Source organism: Corynebacterium sp. HMSC074C11, assembly GCF_001809455.1.
In the GTDB taxonomy this organism is placed as follows: domain Bacteria; phylum Actinomycetota; class Actinomycetes; order Mycobacteriales; family Mycobacteriaceae; genus Corynebacterium; species Corynebacterium amycolatum.
Map to the genome: position 1 here is coordinate 272,997 of NZ_KV797740.1, position 21,551 is coordinate 294,547.

The window sequence follows — 21,551 nt, forward strand, 5'->3', positions numbered from 1 at the left end:
CCTAGTGACTACTTGCCGGGAACCAGCGAGTGCTCCGGGTTTTCCGGCAGCTCCTTGATGAGCCACTCCATATCGCGGTTAGTTGTGCCCTTGATAGTGGCGGTCGGGTCTGCGAAATCCGAGTACTTCTTGTCGTCACCGACCGTGGCCAGCAGGAAGCCTGTGAGCGCGGCGCGCGCAACCTCCTGGTACTTCACCTTGGAAGAAGAGAAGCCCGCTAGGCGACGTAGAAGAGTTGTCTCCGAGAAGCTGCTCTGGTCAGCGTTGTCTACTTCGCGGTAAACGACATCGCCCTTCCACTGAACAGCCAGGCGAGCCGGGTTGCCGCGATCGAGCCACTTATCCTCGCCAGGGGCCAGGACGAGGCCCGGAGCCGAGACATTAGTTGCAGCCGCGCTGGAGGAAGGCGCGGTAGTCGCGGGGTAGACGCAGCCAACGCCGGAGATGATGTCGTGACCAGCGGCGGCGAGGACGGCTACGCCAGCGCCCATGCCGTGGCCGGCGACACCGAGTTTCTTTGGGTGGACGACGACCTTGCCCTCACCGAGGCGGACACCAGCGAGAATCTGGAGCGCTGTCTCCAAATCGTTGGCGAGACCACGGTGGTCTGCCACAATGCCATTTTCGGTGTCCGGAGCAGCGACCGCGATGCCCCACGAAGCTAGGTGACGCAGCGTGGCGTGGTACTCCTCAATCGGTGTGCGCCAATCGTGTGCGAAGGCGATACCGGGGATGCCATTGCCCTCTGCAGGCGTGTAGACCTTTCCCGGCAGGCCAGTAAAAGCTAGGTCACCGACCATGACGCGGTGCGGTCCACGCTTGGAAAGATTAGATGTCAGAGTCTTCAAGTTGTCAGCCACAGTGAATAGCTTAACTATAAGGGGCATACCTTTGCTGAAAAAGTGCCAGGATGAGCGAGAATGTCTATTTCGTTATGACGATTTTCCGCTTCGCGGGTTATTCTGTAGGGCATGTGTGGAATCGTTGGATATGTGGGCCATCAGCCCGCCCTGGATATTGCTGTCGATGCGCTACGACGCATGGAATACCGTGGCTATGACTCCGCGGGTGTCGCCATTGTCGACAATCAGGGGCATATCACTGTAGAGAAGAAGGCCGGTAAACTCGCCAACCTCGAGGCTGCCCTTGACGCGGATGGGCGCGACAAAATCACTGGAACCACTGGAATTGGGCACACCCGTTGGGCTACCCACGGTCGCCCAATTGATGAGAATGCCCACCCACACCAGTCCTATGACGGCAAGGTGGCTATCGTCCACAACGGCATTATCGAGAACTTTGCTCCGCTACGTCAGGAGCTGGAGGATGCCGGCATTGAGCTGAAGTCCGAAACCGACTCCGAGGTCGCTGCGCACATGCTCGCACGTGCCCTGGACGGTTCCGACGGCGGATCTACCGCTGGTGATTTCGAGGCGTCTGCGCTGTCCGTGCTCAACCGCCTCGAGGGTGCTTTCACGCTGTTGTTTACTCATGCAGACCACCCGGATCGCATCATCGCTGCTCGTCGCTCCACTCCGCTGATTGTCGGTGTGGGCGAAAACGAAATGTTCCTCGGATCTGACGTTGCGGCTTTCATCGCGCACACCCGCGAGGCCGTGGAGCTGGGGCAGGACAACGTCGTCATCATCACCGCAGATGATTACCGCATCCTGGATTTCGCCGGCAACGAGCAGCAGGGTCGACCATTCACCATCGACTGGGATCTCGCTGCAGCCGAAAAGGGTGGCTATGACTCCTTCATGATGAAGGAAATCCACGAGCAGGCTGCCGCCGTCCGCGATACGTTGGCCGGTCACCTCGTTGATGGCCGCATCGTTCTCGACGAGTCCCGCCTGAGTGACCAAGATCTGCGTGACATCGAGAAGGTCTTCGTCGTCGCCTGTGGTACCGCATACCACTCCGGTTTGTTGGCCAAGTACGCCATTGAGCACTGGGTGCGTATCCCGGTCGAGATTGAGGTCGCGTCCGAGTTCCGATACCGCGATCCGGTGCTGGACCGCCAGACGCTGGTGGTCGCTATTTCGCAGTCGGGTGAGACTGCGGACACCCTCGAGGCCGTGCGGCACGCAAAGAGCCAGGGCGCCCGCGTGCTGGCTGTCTGTAATACCAACGGTGCACAGATTCCGCGTGAGTCTGATGCCGTGCTCTACACGCACGCTGGGCCGGAGATTGGTGTTGCTGCAACCAAGTCGTTCCTGGCGCAGGTAGCCGCAAATTACCTGGTCGGATTGGCTCTTGCCCAGGCACGCGGCACTAAGTACCCGGATGAGGTCACTCGCGAGTTTGAAGAGCTGGAGACCATCCCGGCACTGATTGACAAGGTCGTTGCTAAGGGCGATGAGTTCATCGACATGGCCAAGGAAATCGGTGCTATTCCGACGATGCTCTTCCTCGGCCGACACGTTGGCTACCCAGTCGCACTTGAGGGTGCGCTGAAGCTCAAGGAGCTTGCCTACATTCACGCAGAGGGGTTCCCGGCAGGCGAGCTCAAGCATGGTCCAATTGCACTCATCGAGGATGATCTTCCGGTCGTCGTTGTAGTGCCATCGCCGAAGGGACGCGCCGTGCTGCACTCCAAGATTGTCTCCAACATCCAGGAGATTCGTGCCCGTGGCGCCAAGACCATCGTGATTGCCGAAGAAGGGGATCAGTCGGTGGTTCCGTTTGCGAACTACCTGATTGAGATCCCGGAGACGTCCACGCTGCTCCAGCCGCTGTTGTCTACGATTCCGATGCAGTTCCTGGCAGCTGAGATCGCTCGCCAGTGCGGTAACGAGGACATCGATAAGCCGCGCAACCTGGCTAAGTCAGTCACCGTCGAGTAGTTCGTCCTGCTTTCGTCGGTATTGCTCAATTTCCGCATCGAGTTCTTCATCCGTGAGGGACCCGATGCGTTTTTCTTCCTCCTCTGTTAGCTCCCAGACCTCGTCAGGTACGTCGCAAAATGACAACATCCAATCGAGGTTGCGTTTCTGAATCGTCTTCATCTTTCGTGTCACGCGCTGATGAAAAGTTTGCTTGCCGACGTTCTTTAGCGCCCCAACCGGAACGCTAGTCGCGGTGTCTCCATCGCGGGAAGTCCACACTTCCGTTCCATCGGGGTACCTGTCGATGTCCCAGCCCTCGTGAGTTTTTAGGTTGTGGTGTCGGCGGCAGAGACAGTGTAGATTCTCTGTGTCAGTTGGCCCGCCCTGGTCGGGATTGTCGTGGTTGTACGGCTGAATATGGTCCAGGTCGCACTTGGATGCCGGGACGTCGCAGCCAGGGAAGCGGCAGGTACCGTCGCGACCACGGACGCGAGCCACTTGGCTCTCGGTGGGGCGGTAACCATCCACCTTGCTGTCGGCGGAGATACGGATGTGAGTTGCGCGAGCAATCCATTCTTCGGTGGCTACCTCGCTCAGCCAGCCGACGCCATCAATCCATGCTGGCCCACCGCCGACCTCGCGGTAGACATTGATGACAATCTCGGCATTGGTCGAATTCTGTGCCAGCTGTAGTAGCGCTTCCGCCTGCGTGCACTGTTCACCACGATTGATTGCGATGTTGCGAATCCCCTGGATCCTGGCCATGAGCTCGGTCGCGCGGTCGTTTTCAAGGATTGCTGTGACCTTTTTGTGCTTGCCATCGCCCGTGTCGGCGAGTGTGACCGCTTCGCCTTCTGGAACCCGTTGGGTGCCGTCGTTGCGGGCGCAGTCGTTGTACTCAGAAACCAAGTCGCCGATTAGGCGAGACAGCGTGTAGACACCAATCATTGCTTGTCGAGGTCGCGTCGGAGCGAGCATTTCCAAAAGATGGGGCTCTACCGTGTCGAACTGGTCTGGTGACAGCCCGGCAACGCCATTGGCGATGGCGCGGAGATGGGCTAGAGAGAAACAGAAGGTGGATTCGATGAGAGCCCGGACTTTTGGTAGGCGCTCGAACATCAGTGCAATCTCGCACAGCGTAGAGCACTTGCCGCGGCTAAGGCCGGTTCGAATGCTTATGCGGGCGAGATGGTGATTGACATCTACCGCGTCACCGGGAGCGCAGATATCGATGAGCTGAAGGTCTGCGGCGTTGGTGGCACGGGCCGCGATGCTAATGGGGTCGTCGGATTGCTGGTTGGCCCATGAGGGCTTTTGACCTGGTGCTAGAAGTTCTATGGGCGGCGATGACATTGGTTATCCCCCTGATTACTACGTGTCCGCCGGAGAATTGAAGATTGAGTTCTGTGGTGGAGAGAAGCGTGGAGAGGCTCGTTCAACCAGCCCCCGCCAACCTCTGTGCACCGGACCAAGAACTTTTGCTTACAAATTTTCCCTACAACCTAAATCGTACACCTGTTTGAAAAAGTGTCAATAGGGTTTTAGAAATATGTTCTAAAAGTCCATGTTGAATTAGATTTGGCCGCGCCGTCCGAGTCTCCGCCGCCCGAGCCTCGTCGGCAGTGCGCCGTACATAGGCAGGACTCGCTGCCGTACATGGCGCGGCGTTTGCTTGTTGGTCGAAGAGTCCTCGGCGCCACCCTCCTCGGCGCGATCCAGCTCGTCTAAGAACTCGTGGATGAGTTCTAAGGTATTGGGGGAGTAGAGCAGCGCGAGGTGGTCAGACCAGTCGCCACCGCCGGTGGCGTTGTTGACGTTCGTAATGTGGTGACCCTCTTGTTCGGGCAAAAAGGCGCCGGTCCACGGGCGAACTACGGTGTCGAAAGGGGTGCCGATATTCAGGTAGTGCGGGCCGCGTCGGGTAATGCCACGCACTGCGCGGTTCAGAGTCGCAATATAGTCGGAGTCCAGCAGCTGTTGAATACAGGCACGGCCGACAAGGCGGTCGACGAGTTTGTGCATTGGTAGGCCGCATCGTTCAAAGGCACTGAGCCTTCGGCGCATGCCCCACGCAGTAGTGCCGCGATGGTTTCCCGCAAGCGAGATGACTGCCCGCACGGGGCTGTTGTCGGAGGCGAACTGCTCGGCGTCTTCTTCGTTGAGGCCATGGTTGAGGGCGTCGTCGTAAAGCGAATCGATGCTCGCGTTGGCGTAACTGCGACAGTGCAGACCGGCCTGGGAATGACCGATGAGGTCGATGCGGGGTAGGGAGAGTTGGGCTCGGAAGCGGTCGAGAAGGTCGGTGACTTCGGCGAGCGCATCGCTCAAATCGGTGGTGGCTTTGACGCTCCGGAGGCGGCTGACCAGCGCGGCGGGGTCGGAGCCGTAATCGAGTGAGAATACAGGGCGATTCCGGGCGAGGAACGGCCCCAACATGGCGAAGGAGTTGAACGAGTTCATCCAGGTGCCGTGAACCAGGACAATTGGTGTGCGGCCGTTGTATCCATCCAGGTCGGGAGTGACTTTGCCGTCGAGGATTTCGCGAACGTCCTGCACGCCGTGGGGGATCCATTCGGGATGACGCAACGAGCGCAGGTATGCCTGCGGAAAGGCGCGCAGTAGAGGGCCGAAAACTCGCGTGCTCGGGGAGTAGTCATCCATAGGGGCTAATCGTAGGCTGGGTTTATGACGTACTGCTACACAGCTGCCGAAATTCGCGCCGCGGAACAGCCCTATCTGGACGCACAAACGCGTGACGACGAACTCATGCGCCACGCAGCCACCGCTGTGTCGGAGGTGGCGGAGCGGATGCTCGCTAAGGTGTCGCCGGAGCCTGGTCGCGGTCGTGTGCTGCTGTTGGTTGGGTCGGGAGGCAATGGTGGCGATGCGCTCTATGCCGGCCGGGACTTGTCTTCGGGCGGACATGGCGTGGATGCAGTTTTGCTGGGCACCAAGCCACATGAACGGGCGCTGAAAGCGTTTGAGCTCGCAGGCGGGCGGGTGCTGCCGTTGGGGTGTGACCGGGAGACGGATTTATCGAAGATTCTGTGGTCGATAAGTGAAGACTACGCACTGATTATCGACGGAATTGTGGGGCTCGGTGGTCATGGTGCGCTGCGCGAAGAGGCTGCGTGGCTGGTGCGCGAGGCAAACATAGGCGAGGTGCCTATTCTCTCGGTCGACGTGCCGAGTGGCGTGGAAGCCGATACCGGACGCACTTTTGATCCGCCCTCCCAGACCATCAACCTCGACCTCGACCTGGAAGAGGGCCAGGATCCGTACCTGCCATCCCACGTCGAGGCCACGACAACGGTGACCTTCGGCGGACTGCGCTACGCGCATGCGCTGTCGGAAGCCTGTGGTGAGGTCGAATTGTACGAAATTGCGCTCGATGTCTGCTCCCTCGAACTTCCAGGACTGGGGCAGACGCTCTATGAAAACGGTCACTACAATGCCGTCCACCACCAGACTCCGACCGTAGAGTTTTACGAAGCCCTAGGCGGGAGCTTTCCGGCACCTTTTGGCGCGAAGACTCAGCTCGAACCCGGTGCTGCTGACCACAAGTACTCTACCGGAGTAACGGGTATCGCCGCCGGTAGTCAGGAGTATCCGGGCGCTGGTCAGCTGTGTGCCTCCGCTGCCGTGCACGCGACCAGTCCCGCGGTTATCTATGTCGGCGACGTGGACGCCCGCAACCGCATCACCGCAGCCTTACCGACGGTCATTGCGCAGCCGGACTCGGTGGATCGTAAAGAGGTACGCGTCGATGCCTGGGTTGCCGGCCCTGGTCGGGGCACTGATGAGCGCGCGGCCGAGGAACTGCGTGCCATCCTGGCCACCGACAAACCAGTAGTCATCGATGCTGACGCCCTGACGCTGCTCTCGATGCATGAGAATCTCCGACAGCTCGTCCGCGAGCGCGGCCAGGAGCGCAACCTGCGCACTGTTCTCACGCCGCACGCCGGCGAATTTGAGCGCCTTACCGGGCACGAGGTCACTAACGCCATCGCAGATGCCCGTGAACTTGCCGAGCAGTTCTCCTGTGAAGTGTTGCTCAAGGGACGCCGCACCGTGATTGCCAATCCGAAAACGCAGCGCACAGTTGTGATTGACGCGGGTAGCTCCTGGGCAGCCACGCCGGGCTCCGGCGATGTACTGTCCGGACTTCTTGGCGCCTGGGTAGCACGAGGCGAATCCCTCTACGTACCAGTAATTATTCACGCTCGCGCCGCATTCTTGGCCGCGCAGACAGAGTTCGGACCAGCACCCTGCAGCGCCCAGGACATCGCTGAATCCATCCGAGATGCCACCGCATGGTTCACCAATGAAGGCATCAGTGGCAAAATACGGCTATGACTTCCTCGGCACCAGCCATCCTGACCCATACCGTTAATCTCGACGCAATCACCCACAATGTGAAGACCGTCAAGGCCATCGCAGGGGTGTCGGAATTCATGGCCGTCGTCAAGGCGGACGGCTACTCGCAGGGTGCGCTGCAGACGGCGCGTGCCGCACTGGCCGGCGGCGCAACACAGCTCGGCGTCGTAACAATCGACGAGGCGCTCTCCCTCCGCGAGGAACTCCGCACCACGCTTGACGACGGCCACACCATCCCCATCCTCGCCTGGATCTGGGACGCGGCAGCCACCTCGTTGCTGCAGCGTGCTGTGGCTGCAGATATTGACCTCGGCCTGCCGTCGATGGCTCATGCGCTGGCCGTGGCCAATGCCGGGCGGGCGCTATCGGTGACACCACGTGTGACGGTGATGGTCGATACGGGCTTGGGTCGCTCGGGATTCTCTATGACCAATGGGGACTTTGAGAATGCGGTTGATCAGCTGGTCGAGCTGCACAAGACCGGTGCGCTGAACATCACCGGTGCTTTCACGCACTTTGCGTGCGCGGATGAGCCGGGCAACGCGAGCGTCGATAAGCAGGCGCAGAATTTCCGTGCAGCGATTACTGCACTGCGCGAGGCGGGGCTGGATGAGCTGATTAACCATGCGGCGAATTCGCCGGCATCGTTGTCGCGTCCTGACCTGGCCTTCGACATGGTGCGCCCAGGGCTGGCGATTTATGGTGGCGAGCCAATTGTGGGGTCCACCCATGGATTGCGCCCAGCGATGCGGTGGGAAGCGTCGGTCATCTTGGTCAAGAAGCTGCCGGCAGGGCAGTCGGTGTCCTACGGACAGACCTGGACAGCTGACCGCGATACCACCATCGGCATCGTGCCCTGCGGCTATGCCGACGGCATGATGCGCTCGGCATCCGGTCGTTTCGAAGTCAGCATCAATGGCACACGCTATCCGCAGGTAGGACGCGTATGTATGGATCAGTTCGTCGTCGACCTTGGTCCCGACAGTGATGTCGAGGCCGGCGACACTGCGGTCATCGTCGGTGATCCCACACTGGGGGAGCCCGGTCTCGATGACCTCGCGGAGGCATCCGGCACCATTAACTACGAAATCCTCACCGCACCGAAGGGACGCAGCGAGCGAAAGTGGGTGCGCAGCCGCATTGCGCCAACCGCAGAGGACATGCGTGACCTCGGCGAGGAGATTGGCCGGGAGCTAGCCGCCGGGGATTTGGTGATTCTCGATGGCCCACTCGGCGCGGGTAAGACCACTCTCACGCAGGGCATCGCCCGCGGCATGAATGTGCGCGGGCGCGTGACATCGCCGACGTTCACCATCGCCCGCGAGCACCGTCCGCTCGCAAAAGACGGCGTCACCCTCATCCATGTCGACGCCTATCGACTCTTCGGCGAAGAGGGACCCGGCTCTGATGGCGAGGCCTTCGATGCGCTGGATTCACTCGATCTGGACACCGACCTCGAGGACAGCGTCGTGGTCGCCGAGTGGGGAATGGGGCTCGCCGAGGTGCTCTCTGAGCGCTATCTGCAGGTGAGCATCGATCGTTCGCGTGACGACGATACCCGCGTCGTCACCTGGAAGTGGAGCAAGTAGCTTCAAGTCGGTTCAAGTAGGTTACTGAGTATGAACATTTTGGCCGTTGACACATCGACCCCACAGGTCACCGCGGGAATTGTCCGCGATGGTGAAACCGTGGCCGAAAAGCTGCACCTGGATGCCCGCGCGCACAACGAGGTGCTGGTGCCGCTGATTCAGCAGTGCCTCACCGACAGTGGGGTGGCGGCAACCGAGCTAGATGCCGTGGTTGTCGGCTGTGGTCCGGGACCGTTTACGGGCTTGCGCGTTGGTATGGCAACCGCAGCCTCCTTTGCCGACGCTCTGGGAATTCCCTGCTACGGCATCTGCAGCCTGGATGCGCTCGCGGTTGGTGTTGGCGATGAACTGGTCGTCACCGATGCTCGCCGCCGCGAGGTGTACTTCGCGGCCTACCACGATGGCCAGCGAGTTTTCGGCCCGGCAGTGGCCAAGCCAGCCGACGTCATGGAGCTGCTCAAGGAAGAACTCGCAGCAGAAGTCGCCGACTTCACGCCGAGCCACGCCCGCGGCAGCCTCAGCCACATCGAGCAAATTGCCGGGCTTGAGGTTGCTGCCGAACAAGTCTTTCCCACTCCGAAAGCCATGGTTGAAACGGTTGACTTTGACACCGCGCCGGGCCCACTGGTGCCGCTGTACTTGCGCCGTCCGGATGCCGTTGTCCCGAAGGCTATGAGATGAGCGTCGTCAAGCTAGTGCGTCTCGGGCCTCCTGCAGCCAAGGCGTGTGCGGCGATTGAGGCGGAGCTATTTGCCGGCGATGATCCCTGGCCGGAATCGGCCTTTATGGCAGAGCTGGCCGCGCCGAACAATTTCTACGTCGGGCTGATCGCAGAGGCAGACGGGGTCGAAGAACTGTGCGGCTATGCGGGGATTACCAAGCTGGGACCTGCGGGTGGCGCCGAGTACGAGATTCACACCGTCGGCGTGGGGCAGAAGTGGCAGCGCCGGGGCTTTGGGGCGCAGCTCATGGACGCGCTGATGGCAGCTGTGGCGGAGGATCCGGGCCCGGTGTTTTTGGAAGTGCGCACGGATAATGAACCCGCTATCGCCATGTATCGACGCTACGGCTTCGAAAATATGGGGCTACGAAAAAACTACTACCCGGGCTCTGGGGCGGACGCTTACACAATGTGCCGGCCTGTGCCCGCCGGCTAAATGTTGACGTAGCGACTATTCTGCGTTAGACCGGTCACATGGCTAAAACCTTTGCAAAGCAGCTCGTAGAAACCCTAGAGAATCAAGGTGTCAAGCGAATCTTCGGACTCGTCGGAGATAGTTTGAACCCCATTGTCGACGCGGTGCGTGAGTCCTCCATTGAGTGGGTGCACGTCCGCAACGAGGAGGCTGCGGCCTTCGCTGCCGGTGCCGAGTCCCTGGTCACCGGCGAATTAGCAGTGTGTGCGGCCTCTTGCGGTCCGGGTAACACCCACCTCATTCAGGGCCTCTATGACTCCCACCGCAACGGCGCAAAGGTGCTGGCGCTGGCATCGCACATTCCTTCTCGCCAGATTGGCTCGAACTTCTTCCAGGAGACCCATCCGGAGTTTATCTTCAACGAGTGCTCCGGTTACTGCGAGATGGTGAACTCCGCTGAGCAGGGTGGCGTCGTTTTGCATCATGCTATCCAGTCGACCATGACTGGCCACGGTGTTTCCGTGCTGGTTCTGCCGGGCGACATTACAACGCATGAAGTGGAAAATGATGAGTTCGTCACCTCCACTATCAGCAGCGGTCGCCCAGTCGTATTCCCTGATGCCGGTCAGGCCGCCGCGCTTGCCGACGCAATCAATGAGGCTAAAACCGTCACGCTTTTCTGTGGCGCAGGTGTGAAGGATGCCCGCGAACAGGTGCTCAAGCTTGCGGAGAAGATTAAGTCGCCGGTGGGGCATGCGCTGGGTGGCAAGATGTACATCCAGTACGACAACCCCTATGACGTCGGAATGTCCGGACTGCTGGGCTACGGCGCCTGCCACGATGCCTCTAACGATGCTGATTTGTTGATTCTGCTCGGTACTGACTTCCCGTACAACGACTTCCTGCCGACTAAGAACGTCGCCCAGGTCGATATCGATGGTCGCGCCATCGGTCGTCGTACCACGGTGAAGTACCCAGTCGTCGGCGATGTGGCCGCAACGATCGAAACCATCCTGCCGTACCTGGATGAAAAGACCGACCGCTCCTTCCTGGACAAGCAGCTGCGGAACCACGAGCGCCTGCTCAGCCACGTCATCGAGGCATACACCCATGACGTTGAGAACATGCGCCCGATTCACCCGGAGTATGTGGCCGACCTGATTGATAAGTACGCCGATGACGATGCCGTCTTTACCGTCGATACCGGCATGGGCAATGTCTGGGCTGCACGCTACGTCACGCCGAATGGCAGGCGAGAGCAGATTGGTTCCTTCCGTCACGGCACTATGGCCAATGCACTGTCGCAGGCTATTGGTGTGCAGGCTGCTGACCGGGACCGTCAGGTCATTACCTTCAACGGTGACGGTGGCCTGTCAATGCTGCTCGGTGAGCTCATCACCGTGCAGCAGCAGCAGCTGCCGATCAAGATGTTTGTGTTCAACAACTCCTCGCTCGGTATGGTCAAGTTGGAAATGTTGGTTCAGGGGCTGCCGGAGCACGAGACCGATCACGGCGCAGTTGACTACGCGGGAGTCGCGGAGTCGTTGGGTATCAAGGCCATCCGAATTGAAGATCCGGCCGATGCACCTCGCCTGATTCAAGAGGCGCTGGCCTACGACGGTCCGGTACTGGTGGACATGGTCACCGACCCGAACGCCCTGTCCATCCCGGCGAATATCACCTGGGACATGCTGATGGGATTCTCCAAGGCCGCTACTCGCACCGTCTTTGGCGGCGGCGTTGGTCAGATGATCAACATGGCACGGTCGAACCTCCGCAACATCCCGCGGCCATAGTGGGGGTAGCGCTCTCGAGATGCGGGAGCGGATGCGGTGCGGTACCTCTGTTTCCATGATTAAAGGTTTTCTGGTGAACCCTGACCTGACGCATCGCATCGTCGAATTTGAGTTGGAGGCCGCTGCTACATTCCTCGGCGGAGTTTCCTCTGACCGTGTTTCGGTGGCGTTTCAGGAAGATGGCGTCGATTACGCCGCTCTCTACAACCCGACGGCCAAGGCTGAGGGCGCTGAACCGAACCCGGTCGCGTCCCTCGGTCGCAATGAGGCTGCTACGGGCAACTCGGCTTTCTTCACCGACCCCACCACCGCAATTTGCGGAACGGTCGTATTCGTCGACGCCGAGGGCGAGGACATCGGCGACGAGGAAATTGAGCGTATCAAGCACGGTATGCGCGCCGTTCGTCACTACCGCGATGACTACCCAGAGGAATACGCCCTCTGGCGTGCTGCAGTGAGGAACCTCGGTCGCCTCGAAATTTAACTCGGTCGCTGGTAAGCGACCCGGTGGTGCGCTAGTACCATGACTGCTATGACCGAGTTGACCCTGCTGGCAATCGAGAGTTCCTGCGATGAGACTGGCGCTGCAGTGATGCGTGTGCGCTACGACGACACCGCCACCCCTGCCGCTGTTGAGGTAGAAGTGCTTGCCGACGTCGTCGCATCCTCCATGGAACAGCACGCCCGTTTCGGCGGTGTGGTTCCCGAGATTGCCTCTCGCGCTCATTTGGAAGCCTTGCAGCCAGTAGTCTCCGAGGCGCGCGCGCAAGCAGCTGCCAAGCTCGGTATCGATACTTTTATCCCAGATGCCGTTGCCGCTACCGTGGGGCCTGGTCTCGCCGGTGCGCTGCTGGTTGGTTCGGCAGGCGCGAAGGCCTACGCCGCTGCCTGGGGTGTACCGTTCTACGGCATCAACCACCTCGCCGGTCACGTTGCTGTTGGTGCCCTTGACGGCGCGGATTTGTCCAATGCTGTAGCGCTGTTGGTCTCTGGCGGTCACACACAGCTGCTGCGTGTACAGGGGGTCGGTCGCCCGATGCAGGAGCTCGGGTCGACGCTTGACGACGCAGCCGGAGAGGCATACGACAAGGTTTCTAGGTTGCTTGGGTTGGGTTACCCGGGCGGCCCGATTATCGATAAGTTGGCTAAGCAGGGAAACCGCAAGGCCATCGCGTTTCCTCGGGCCATGATGCGCCAGCAGGATGCGCGCCATGACTTCTCCTTCTCCGGCTTGAAGACAGCCGTGGCCCGCTATGTCGAGGCAGCGGAGAAGGAAGGTCGTGAATACTCCGTAGAGGACGTTTGTGCTTCCTTCCAGGAGGCGGTCTGCGATGTGTTGACCAAGAAGGCTGTCCGTGCGGCTCAGGATGTGGGGGCTACTACGCTGCTGCTCGGTGGTGGTGTAGCTGCGAACTCGAGGTTGCGTGAACTCGCAGCGGCGCGAGCTACCTCGGCGGGAATTACGCTGCACGTGCCGCCGATTAAGCTGTGTACCGACAACGGTGTCATGATTGGCGCAGCTGCCGCCTACCTAATTGCCGCAGGGGTCAATCCCTCTGGTTACGCCTGTCCGACCGACCCATCGATGCCAGTGGAAGAACCTGTAATGCAATGAGACTGATTACCACTCGGCTCCGTTTAGCGGAGACTGTGAGGCGCCGGAGTTCCCAACCACGGAGGAAAACTTTACGATTGTCGCCTGTGACGGATGGTGGGCGATAGGTGGACGCACAAACAGTGGGGGGACTGGCGGTTTACCAATGGGACGAAGGTGCCTGGCAAAGGAGGGAGCCAGACAGTCGTTACACGACCGGTTCTGGTGGCCCCTGCTTTAGCGATGAGTACATCAAGGAACACGGGATGACGGTTACTGTGTTCGGTCGTATGGCTTGCAACCCCGACAAGCTGACCAATTAGCATTAGCGCTCACTGTTGTTGAGTGTTAGCACTTGCAGAGGTAGAGTGCTAACGAAGGTTGTTTGACACACAGTTGTTCACCCGCGACGACGGCTGTGCACGGCAGACCAACCGGCACAAGAACATCACATCACCGCATGTATGGAGGAATTCATCGTGGCGAACGTCAACATCAAGCCGCTGGAGGACCGCGTCCTCGTTCAGATCAACGAAGCAGAGACCACCACGGCTTCTGGCCTGGTTATCCCGGACTCCGCTAAGGAGAAGCCGCAGGAGGCTACCGTTATCGCAGTTGGTCCGGGTCGTTGGGCCGATGACGATGACCGCATTCCTATGGACGTCAAGGAAGGCGACATCGTCATCTTCTCCAAGTACGGCGGCACTGAGCTGAAGTACCAGGGCGAGGAGTACCTGCTGCTGTCGCAGCGCGACATCCTGGCTGTTATCGAGAACTAAAGGGAGGACGTACCCACACATGGCGAAGCTTATTGCTTTTAACGAAGAGGCTCGCGAAGGCCTCAAGCGCGGTGTGGACACGCTTGCCGACGCAGTCAAGGTCACGCTTGGCCCGAAGGGTCGCAACGTAGTCCTGGACAAGGCCTTCGGCGGTCCGCTGGTCACCAATGACGGTGTGACTATCGCCCGCGACATCGACGTTGAGGATCCGTTTGAGAACCTCGGCGCGCAGTTGGTTAAGTCCGTTGCGGTCAAGACCAATGACGTTGCCGGCGACGGCACTACTACCGCAACGCTGCTGGCACAGGCGTTGGTCCACGAGGGTCTGCGCAACGTTGCAGCTGGCGCAAACCCGATTTCTCTGAATCGCGGTATTCACGCTGCATCCGACAAGGCGGTTGAGCTGCTGAAGCAGCGTGCCACCCCGGTCAGCAGCTCTGCTGCCATCGCACAGGTGGCAACCGTTTCCTCGCGCGACACTGAAATCGGTGACCTGGTTGCAGGTGCCATGGACAAGGTCGGCAAGGACGGCGTCGTCTCTGTGGAGGAGTCGCAGTCGATTGCCACCGAGCTGTCCGTGACCGAGGGCGTGTCCTTCAACAAGGGCTTCCTCTCGCCGTACTTCATTACCGACGTTGAGGCTCAGCAGGCAATTCTCGACGGTGCACAGGTGCTGCTGGTCCGCGAGAAGATTTCCTCCCTGCCGGAGTTCCTGCCGATTCTGGAGAAGATTGCCGAGTCCGGCAAGCCGACTCTGATCATGGCTGAGGATATCGAGGGCGAGGCTCTGTCCGCGCTGGTTATCAACGCTATGCGCAAGACCTTGAAGGTTGCCGCAGTGAAGGCACCGTACTTCGGTGACCGTCGTAAGGCGTTCATGGATGACCTGGCAGTTGTCACCGGTGCAACCGTCGTTACGGCTGACACTGGCATGCAGCTGAAGGACGTTGGACTTGAGGTGCTGGGTAACGCACGCCGCATCACCATTACCAAGGACGAGACCGTCCTGGTTGACGGTGCCGGCACCGCTGAGGCCGTGGAAGAGCGTCGTAACCAGATTCGTGCCGAGATTGAGCGCACTGACTCTGACTGGGACCGCGAGAAGCTGGAAGAGCGTCTGGCGAAGCTCTCAGGCGGTGTGGCTGTTATTAAGGTCGGCGCTGCAACCGAGACCGAGGTCAACGAGCGCAAGCTGCGCGTCGAGGATGCCATTAACGCTGCTCGTGCAGCAGCTCAGGAAGGCGTCATCGCCGGTGGCGGTTCCGTACTGGTGCAGATTTCCCGTGAACTCGAGGCATTTGCTGACGAGTTCGAGGGTGACGAGGCAGTCGGTGTCCGTGCAGTTGCCAAGGCTCTGATCCGCCCGGCTTTCTGGATTGCTGAGAATGCTGGTAAGGATGGCGCAGTTGTCGTTTACCACATCGGCGAGCAGGAGAACGGCAACGGCTACAACGCTGCTACTGACACTTACGAGAACCTGATTGAGTCCGGTGTCATTGACCCGGTCAAGGTCACTCACTCCGCAGTCGTCAACGCAACCTCCGTGGCACGCATGCTGCTGACCACTGAGGCTTCCGTTGTGGACAAGCCGGAAGAGGAGCCGGAGCACGATCACGCTCACTAATTGCTAATGAGCTAGTGTGCTAGCTGCTAGTACGTGAAATGCTCCCCGCCTTTCAATCTGAGGGTGGGGAGCATTTTGGTTTTATGTGAACTGGAACTGGCTGGAGTCCGAGAGAAGGGGAGGGACTACATGGCAGCGACTAGAACGCGTTCAAGTTCGCGTTCACGTGAGGCCGGCTTAGCTCGAAGGATTTCATTTCGTTCAGATTCGCTGAGACCACCCCAGACGCCGTATGGCTCACCAACCTTGAGTGCGTGACTACGGCACTGCATAAGAACGGGGCAAGAACGGCAGATAGCCTTCGCACGGGCTTCGCGTAGGCTGCGTGCGCGTCCGCGCTCGCCTTCCGGGTGGAAGAAGGTCGCGGAGTCCTGCCCGCGGCAAGAGCCGTGCAGCTGCCAATCCCACAAATCCGCATTGGGCCCGGGCAAGTGGTCGATGTACGTCATCGGAATTGATGTCTCCTTCATTGAGCTTTCTTGAAGCAGTGAGCTCAAGTGTGGAGGCCAACAATGAACGGTTGGTAAACCTAAGGAGGCCAGCCGGGATACTACGCAAACAATTCCGTGAAACTCTTACCAAATTTTTAGAAACGGCCAGGTCGGCGAGAACGCAGACCGTCGACAAAGCCTGCGCAGTAGTCCCATGGAGCGTAACGGGAGGGGTCTGGATCGAATTGTGGCTCGTGAACCGGGGACGCCTGTCCAGACAGGAGCATCAGGTAGTGGTTTTCCAAAACTTCCCAGTTGTAAAAGTGCTCGTCACCGCAGTCCTCACACAACATGCAGACACCCAGTAATCCCTCTGGGCTCAAAGCGGTGCGGAATAGGCGAACTGCGGCCAGATCTTCAAGAACCTCTCGACGTTCCTGGTCTGTCAGCGGAGCAAACGGCTCATCCGGCTCGAGAAAGCTTGCCGGGTCATTGGGATCTCCCTCGAACGGATCCCGCGGCATGGATGAGAAAAAGTTATGGTTCACAATCACTACCGTAACAGCTCTGTACGGCAATCCTGACGATTGGCAATCTACTTAGTTGGGGTTTAGTTCACCTTGGTATAACCCTCAGCTAGCTTTTGGCTAACCCTTGTCGGGCGCCTGTCGCTCCGTCTAATTGTCGCGTTCTATCACTTAAGGACTACCCTGTATATAACGTTTGGCAACCACGAAGCGATAGCGCCCCTGGCCGGATGTCGGCAAGGGTGGAGCAGGAGGAGTCCATGACCAACCCCACGGGAATTAGCCTCGGCGGAGACAATCCCAACAAGATTCCACTAGTCGGCCTTACATTCGATGACGTCCTGCTTCTGCCGGACGCTTCGGACGTTATCCCCTCCGGCGTTGATACTTCGACGCAGCTCACTCGTGAGCTGCGTCTGAACATTCCGATTGTGTCCGCTGCTATGGACACCGTCACCGAGGCTCGCATGGCTGTTGCCATGGCCCGCCAGGGCGGTATGGGTATCCTGCACCGCAACCTGTCCATCGAGGAGCAGGCTCAGCAGGTCGAGATTGTAAAGCGCTCTGAGGCTGGCATGGTGTCCGACCCGGTGACCTGTTCCCCGGATGACACCATCGCCGAAGTAGATGCCAAGTGCGCTCGTTACCGCATCTCGGGCCTGCCGGTCGTCGACGAGGACGGCAAGCTGGTCGGTATCTGCACCAACCGCGACATGCGTTTTGAGGCAGACCTGAACCGCAAGGTTTCCGAAATCATGACACCGATGCCGCTCGTCGTGGCTGAGCAGGGTGTGTCTGGCGATGCGGCGCTGAACCTGCTGCGCGCTCACAAGGTGGAGAAGCTGCCGATCGTCGATGGCGAAGGCCGTCTGACTGGTCTGATTACCGTCAAGGACTTCGTCAAGAAGGATCAGTACCCGAATGCTTCCAAGGATGGTTCCGGCCGTCTGCTGGTCGGTGCTGGCATCGGTACCGGCGAGGACTCCTGGAAGCGCGCACACGCATTGGCTGACGCAGGCGTAGACGTGCTCGTTGTTGATACCGCTCACGCCCACAACTCAGGTGTACTTGAGATGGTCTCCCGCGTTAAGAAGGAATTCGGCGAGAACATCCAGATTATCGGCGGCAACCTAGCTACCCGTGGTGCTGCACAGGCCATGATTGACGCGGGTGCAGATGCCATCAAGGTCGGTATCGGCCCGGGCTCGATTTGCACCACTCGCGTTGTCGCAGGTGTAGGTGCCCCGCAGATCACCGCCATCATGGAAGCCTCTGTCGCAGCTAAGAAGGCTGGCGTTCCGATTATCGCCGATGGCGGTATGCAGTTCTCCGGCGACATCGCCAAGGCTCTGGCGGCCGGTGCATCCTCCGTCATGCTCGGTTCGATGCTGGCCGGTACCGCTGAGGCTCCGGGTGAGGTTACCTTCGTTAACGGCAAGCAGTACAAGATGTACCGCGGCATGGGCTCGCTGGGCGCCATGCAGGGCCGCGGCCTGACCGGCGAGAAGCGCTCCTACTCCAAGGATCGCTACTTCCAGGCTGACGTCAAGAGCGAAGAGAAGCTGGTTCCGGAAGGTATCGAGGGCCGTGTTCCGTTCCGCGGCAGCATCGACTCCATCGTTCACCAGCTGGTCGGTGGTCTGCGCGCAGCTATGGGCTACACCGGTTCCGCTACCGTCGAGCAGCTGCACGACGCACAGTTTGTCCAGATCACCGCTGCAGGCCTGCGCGAGTCGCACCCGCACGATATCCAGATGACTGTCGAAGCGCCGAACTACTACCAGCGCTAAACTGGCTTAGTCGAGTTAAATTCCACGGAAAGGGCATGTGAGGAAAGCTCATGCGCGACATCGTTGAAATCGGTATTGGCCGCGAGGCACGCCGGACCTACGAGTTGGACGATATTGCACTCGTTCCCACTCGTCGTACTCGGTCGTCCAAGGACGTCGATACCTCCTGGCGAATTGACGCCTACGATTTCGAACTCCCGATGATGATGCATCCGACAGATGCCATCGCCAGCCCGGAATCCGTCGCTGAGTTTGCTCGCCTGGGCGGCTTGGCGGTTCTCAACGCCGAGGGTATCTGGGCCCGTCACGCCGATGCGCAGGACAAGATTGCCGAGCTGGTGAAGTTGGCAAAGAATGCCGCCACCAAGCGCGAATCCGAGGCAGTGAACCGCAAGCTGCAGGAACTGCACTCTGCTCCGATTGATACGGAGCTGTTGGTTGAGCGCATCAAGGAAATCCGCGCAACCGGTGCGATCACTGCAGTTCGTGTCTCCCCGCAGCACGTCCGTGAGTTGGCGCCGCTGGCTATTAAAGCTGGCATTGACTTGTTGGTTATCCAGGGCACGCTGATTTCCGCAGAGCACGTCACTGCTCAGGGTGAGCCGCTGAACCTCAAGGACTTCATCGGCAGCCTGGACGTTCCGGTTATTGCCGGTGGCGTTGTCGACTACCAGACTGCGCTGCATCTGATGCGCTCAGGCGCCGCTGGTGTAATCGTCGGTACAGGCTTTACGACGTCCCCGGATGCGCTCGGCATCGATGTGCCAATGGCTACCGCTATTGCGGATGCTGCAGCTGCTCGTAAGGACTACCTCGATGAGACCGAGGGCCGCTACGTCCACATCATTGCCGACGGCGGCATTGATACCGTCGGTGATATTGCCAAGGCAATCGCCTGCGGTGCGGATGCTGTGGCGCTGTCCAGTGCGCTGGCAACCGTCAACGAAGCCCCGGGGCAGGGCTATGTCTGGCCGTCTGTTGCGGCACACCCGAAGTACCCGCGAGGTGCGGTGTGGCCGGTTGTCGACGATGAGAAGGAATTGGTCAGCCTGGAAGAGGCTCTGTTTGGCCCGTCCGCCTCGCCGTTCGGTGACCGCAATCTCGTCGGTGGCCTGCGTCGCGCAATGGCCAAGTGCGGCTTTACCAACCTGAAGTCCTTCCACCGCGTTGAGCTGTCGGTACGTCCAAAGGGTTTGTAATTAAAGTAATCGGATAGTTTTTTCGCAAAACTACCTTACTGAAAAGCCACCTCCGCTTAGGGTTAGGAACATGAGTTCCGCGCATTAGTGTTACGCCCTTAGAGAAGGTGGCTTTTCCCATGAGTAAACAACGTGATTTCGATGTTGTAATCGTCGGTTCCGGTTTCGGTGGCTCTGTTTCTGCTTTGCGGTTGACCGAAAAAGGCTACCGAGTGGCAGTTCTCGAAGCCGGTCGACGGTTCGAAGATAAAGACTTTGCCAAGACCAGCTGGCGGCTTCATAAGTACCTGTGGGCTCCCAAGCTGGGGCTCTTTGGCGTCCAGCGCGTGCACATGTTGAAAGATGTCATGATTCTCGCTGGTGCTGGAGTCGGCGGTGGTTCCCTTAACTACGCAAACACTCTGTATAAGCCGGGTACCGAGTACTTCCAGCACCGTCAGTGGGGGCACATTACCGACTGGGAGTCAGAACTCACTCCGCACTATGACAATGCATCTCGCATGCTCGGGGTGGTCACCAACCCATCCGACACGCCTGCCGACGTTGTCATGCGTGAGGTAGCCGAAGATATGGGGGTGGGCCATACTTTCCGCTCAACCCCGGTGGGCGTGTTCTTCGGTGCCAAGACTGGTGGTCAGGGTGTGCCAGGGCAAACAGTTTCCGATCCCTACTTTGGTGGCGTTGGACCGGACCGCACTGCTTGTACGGAATGTGGTGAGTGCATGACTGGTTGCCGCCACAATGCAAAGAACACCCTGGTTAAGAACTACCTTTACTTGGCGGAGAAGTTCGGTGCGCAGGTCTTTGACCGCACTACCGTTACTGGCCTGCATCCTCAGGCTGATGGCTCCTGGGTTATTGACACTGAGCGCAGTGGCCGTTGGGTAGCTAAGGGCAAGCAGCAGTTTAGAGCTAAGCGCGTTATTCTCGCCGCCGGTGCCTGGGGAACCCAGAATTTGCTGCACCGGCAGCAGGCCGATGGGTACTTGCCGCTGCTGCCGAAGTCTTTGGGCAAGCTGACCCGCACCAACTCCGAGGCTATCTTGGGCGCGATGGGTACGAAGGTGGACCCGGAAAATGACTTCTCTAACGGTGTAGCTATCACTTCGTCATTCTTCCCGGACGAGGACACCCATATCGAGCCAGTGCGCTACGGCAAGGGGTCTAATGCCATTGCAATGCTGCAGATGATTATGACCGAAGGGGGTCGTGCAACTCCGCGTTGGCTACAGGCTGTGGGGATCGTCGTAAAGCACCCGAACTACCTGACACAACTCCTGAACCTGCGTAAGTGGTCGCAGCGCACCGTGATTTCTTTGGTGATGCAGAATCGCGACAACTCGATTACGACGTACCTGCAAAAGATCGGGCCGGTGCGTTTCCTGATGAGTAAGCAGGGCGAGGGGGAGCCGAACCCGACGTGGATTCCGTCGGGCAACGAAGCTACGCAACGTGCGGCGGACAAGCTCAATGCACGTGGTCGGAATGGTCGTGTGCTGGCTGGTGGCACTATCGGTGAGTTGGCAAACATTCCTTTGACAGCTCACTTCATTGGTGGCGCGACGATTTCGGATTCGCCCGAAAACGGCGTAGTCGACCCGTACCTGCGCGTGTGGGGCTACCCGACGCTCTCGATTCACGACGGCTCGGCGATGGCAGCCAACCCGGGGGTGAACCCGTCACTGTCGATTTCCGCGAATGCGGAGCGTGCAACGTCGCTGTGGCCGAATAAGGGTGAGGAAGATCAGCGTCCGGCGCAGGGTGAGTCCTACGTGCGACTGGAGCCGATTGCTCCGGTGAACCCGGCTGTGCCGGAAGATGCTCCGGCTGCACTGAACCTGGGTATGCCTGCAGTCCGTAAGTCTTGATAAGCTTTAGGGC

At 59.4% G+C, this 21,551-nt stretch carries 18 protein-coding genes; 13 read left to right on the top strand and 5 right to left on the bottom strand.

The genetic code is table 11. From position 1 onward, the window contains the following. Positions 1-8 precede the first annotated feature (8 nt). Positions 9-860: a dienelactone hydrolase family protein gene (locus HMPREF2614_RS09560; protein WP_049182332.1), complete on the bottom strand. Its 852-nt coding sequence runs from the start codon at positions 858-860 to the stop codon at positions 9-11. Between the two features lie 111 nt (positions 861-971). Between HMPREF2614_RS09560 and glmS the strand changes: the two genes are divergently transcribed. Continuing rightward, complete coding sequence (gene glmS, locus HMPREF2614_RS09565; protein ID WP_038627727.1) at positions 972-2,846, top strand: glutamine--fructose-6-phosphate transaminase (isomerizing); 1,875 nt, start codon at positions 972-974, stop codon at positions 2,844-2,846. Here the strand turns inward: glmS and HMPREF2614_RS09570 are convergent. Further along, positions 2,829-3,947, bottom strand: coding sequence for an HNH endonuclease signature motif containing protein (locus tag HMPREF2614_RS09570; RefSeq protein WP_224786609.1), 1,119 nt, complete (start codon positions 3,945-3,947; stop codon positions 2,829-2,831). The two genes, glmS and HMPREF2614_RS09570, sit on opposite strands and share 18 nt — an antisense overlap. Positions 3,948-4,400: 453 nt before the next feature. Continuing rightward, positions 4,401-5,489: an esterase/lipase family protein gene (locus HMPREF2614_RS09575; protein ID WP_070560833.1), complete on the bottom strand. Its 1,089-nt coding sequence runs from the start codon at positions 5,487-5,489 to the stop codon at positions 4,401-4,403. A 24-nt stretch (positions 5,490-5,513) separates the two neighbouring features. Here HMPREF2614_RS09575 and HMPREF2614_RS09580 point away from each other — a divergent pair, with 24 nt between their 5' ends. The 9 genes from HMPREF2614_RS09580 (at position 5,514) to groL (ending at position 15,723) form a co-directional block, all read left to right on the top strand. After that, complete coding sequence (locus HMPREF2614_RS09580; RefSeq protein ID WP_070560835.1) at positions 5,514-7,184, top strand: NAD(P)H-hydrate dehydratase; 1,671 nt, start codon at positions 5,514-5,516, stop codon at positions 7,182-7,184. Continuing rightward, on the top strand, positions 7,181-8,794 hold the full coding sequence (alr, locus tag HMPREF2614_RS09585) for an alanine racemase (protein WP_070560837.1): 1,614 nt from the start codon (positions 7,181-7,183) through the stop codon (positions 8,792-8,794). The genes HMPREF2614_RS09580 and alr overlap by 4 nt, the downstream gene beginning before the upstream one ends. 30 nt (positions 8,795-8,824) lie before the next feature. After that, positions 8,825-9,475, top strand: a complete 651-nt coding sequence (gene tsaB, locus HMPREF2614_RS09590) for a tRNA (adenosine(37)-N6)-threonylcarbamoyltransferase complex dimerization subunit type 1 TsaB (RefSeq protein ID WP_038627737.1) — start codon at positions 8,825-8,827, stop codon at positions 9,473-9,475. After that, positions 9,472-9,951, top strand: a complete 480-nt coding sequence (gene rimI, locus HMPREF2614_RS09595; RefSeq protein WP_038627739.1) for a ribosomal protein S18-alanine N-acetyltransferase — start codon at positions 9,472-9,474, stop codon at positions 9,949-9,951. Before tsaB ends, rimI begins: the two co-directional genes overlap by 4 nt. A gap of 38 nt (positions 9,952-9,989) precedes the next feature. Then, positions 9,990-11,726, top strand: coding sequence for a pyruvate dehydrogenase (locus HMPREF2614_RS09600; RefSeq protein ID WP_049182318.1), 1,737 nt, complete (start codon positions 9,990-9,992; stop codon positions 11,724-11,726). Between the two features lie 55 nt (positions 11,727-11,781). Continuing rightward, positions 11,782-12,210 carry a hypothetical protein gene (locus HMPREF2614_RS09605; RefSeq protein ID WP_038627743.1) on the top strand — a complete coding sequence of 143 codons (429 nt, stop codon included), beginning with the start codon at positions 11,782-11,784 and terminating at the stop codon, positions 12,208-12,210. Between the two features lie 57 nt (positions 12,211-12,267). Further along, positions 12,268-13,341, top strand: coding sequence for a tRNA (adenosine(37)-N6)-threonylcarbamoyltransferase complex transferase subunit TsaD (gene tsaD / locus HMPREF2614_RS09610; RefSeq protein WP_049182358.1), 1,074 nt, complete (start codon positions 12,268-12,270; stop codon positions 13,339-13,341). Positions 13,342-13,799: 458 nt separating this feature from the next. Then, positions 13,800-14,099: a co-chaperone GroES gene (groES, locus tag HMPREF2614_RS09615; RefSeq protein WP_005510054.1), complete on the top strand. Its 300-nt coding sequence runs from the start codon at positions 13,800-13,802 to the stop codon at positions 14,097-14,099. A gap of 19 nt (positions 14,100-14,118) precedes the next feature. Then, positions 14,119-15,723 carry a chaperonin GroEL gene (gene groL / locus HMPREF2614_RS09620; RefSeq protein ID WP_038627745.1) on the top strand — a complete coding sequence of 535 codons (1,605 nt, stop codon included), beginning with the start codon at positions 14,119-14,121 and terminating at the stop codon, positions 15,721-15,723. A gap of 125 nt (positions 15,724-15,848) precedes the next feature. Here groL and HMPREF2614_RS09625 read toward each other — a convergent pair whose 3' ends face one another. Then, positions 15,849-16,172 carry a WhiB family transcriptional regulator gene (locus HMPREF2614_RS09625; protein ID WP_080972931.1) on the bottom strand — a complete coding sequence of 108 codons (324 nt, stop codon included), beginning with the start codon at positions 16,170-16,172 and terminating at the stop codon, positions 15,849-15,851. Positions 16,173-16,309: 137 nt separating this feature from the next. After that, positions 16,310-16,678, bottom strand: a complete 369-nt coding sequence (locus HMPREF2614_RS09630) for a DUF5319 domain-containing protein (protein ID WP_038629374.1) — start codon at positions 16,676-16,678, stop codon at positions 16,310-16,312. Positions 16,679-16,941: 263 nt separating this feature from the next. Here HMPREF2614_RS09630 and guaB point away from each other — a divergent pair, with 263 nt between their 5' ends. The 3 genes from guaB to HMPREF2614_RS09645 all read left to right on the top strand — a co-directional run bounded on the left by guaB (position 16,942) and on the right by HMPREF2614_RS09645 (position 21,538). Next, positions 16,942-18,471, top strand: a complete 1,530-nt coding sequence (guaB, locus tag HMPREF2614_RS09635; protein ID WP_038629376.1) for an IMP dehydrogenase — start codon at positions 16,942-16,944, stop codon at positions 18,469-18,471. A 50-nt stretch (positions 18,472-18,521) separates the two neighbouring features. Further along, a complete protein-coding gene (locus HMPREF2614_RS09640; protein WP_070560839.1) occupies positions 18,522-19,670 on the top strand; it encodes a GuaB3 family IMP dehydrogenase-related protein in 1,149 nt (382 codons plus the stop codon). Positions 19,671-19,789: 119 nt separating this feature from the next. After that, positions 19,790-21,538, top strand: a complete 1,749-nt coding sequence (locus HMPREF2614_RS09645; protein WP_038627751.1) for an FAD-dependent oxidoreductase — start codon at positions 19,790-19,792, stop codon at positions 21,536-21,538. The last annotated feature ends 13 nt before the right edge of the window (positions 21,539-21,551 follow it).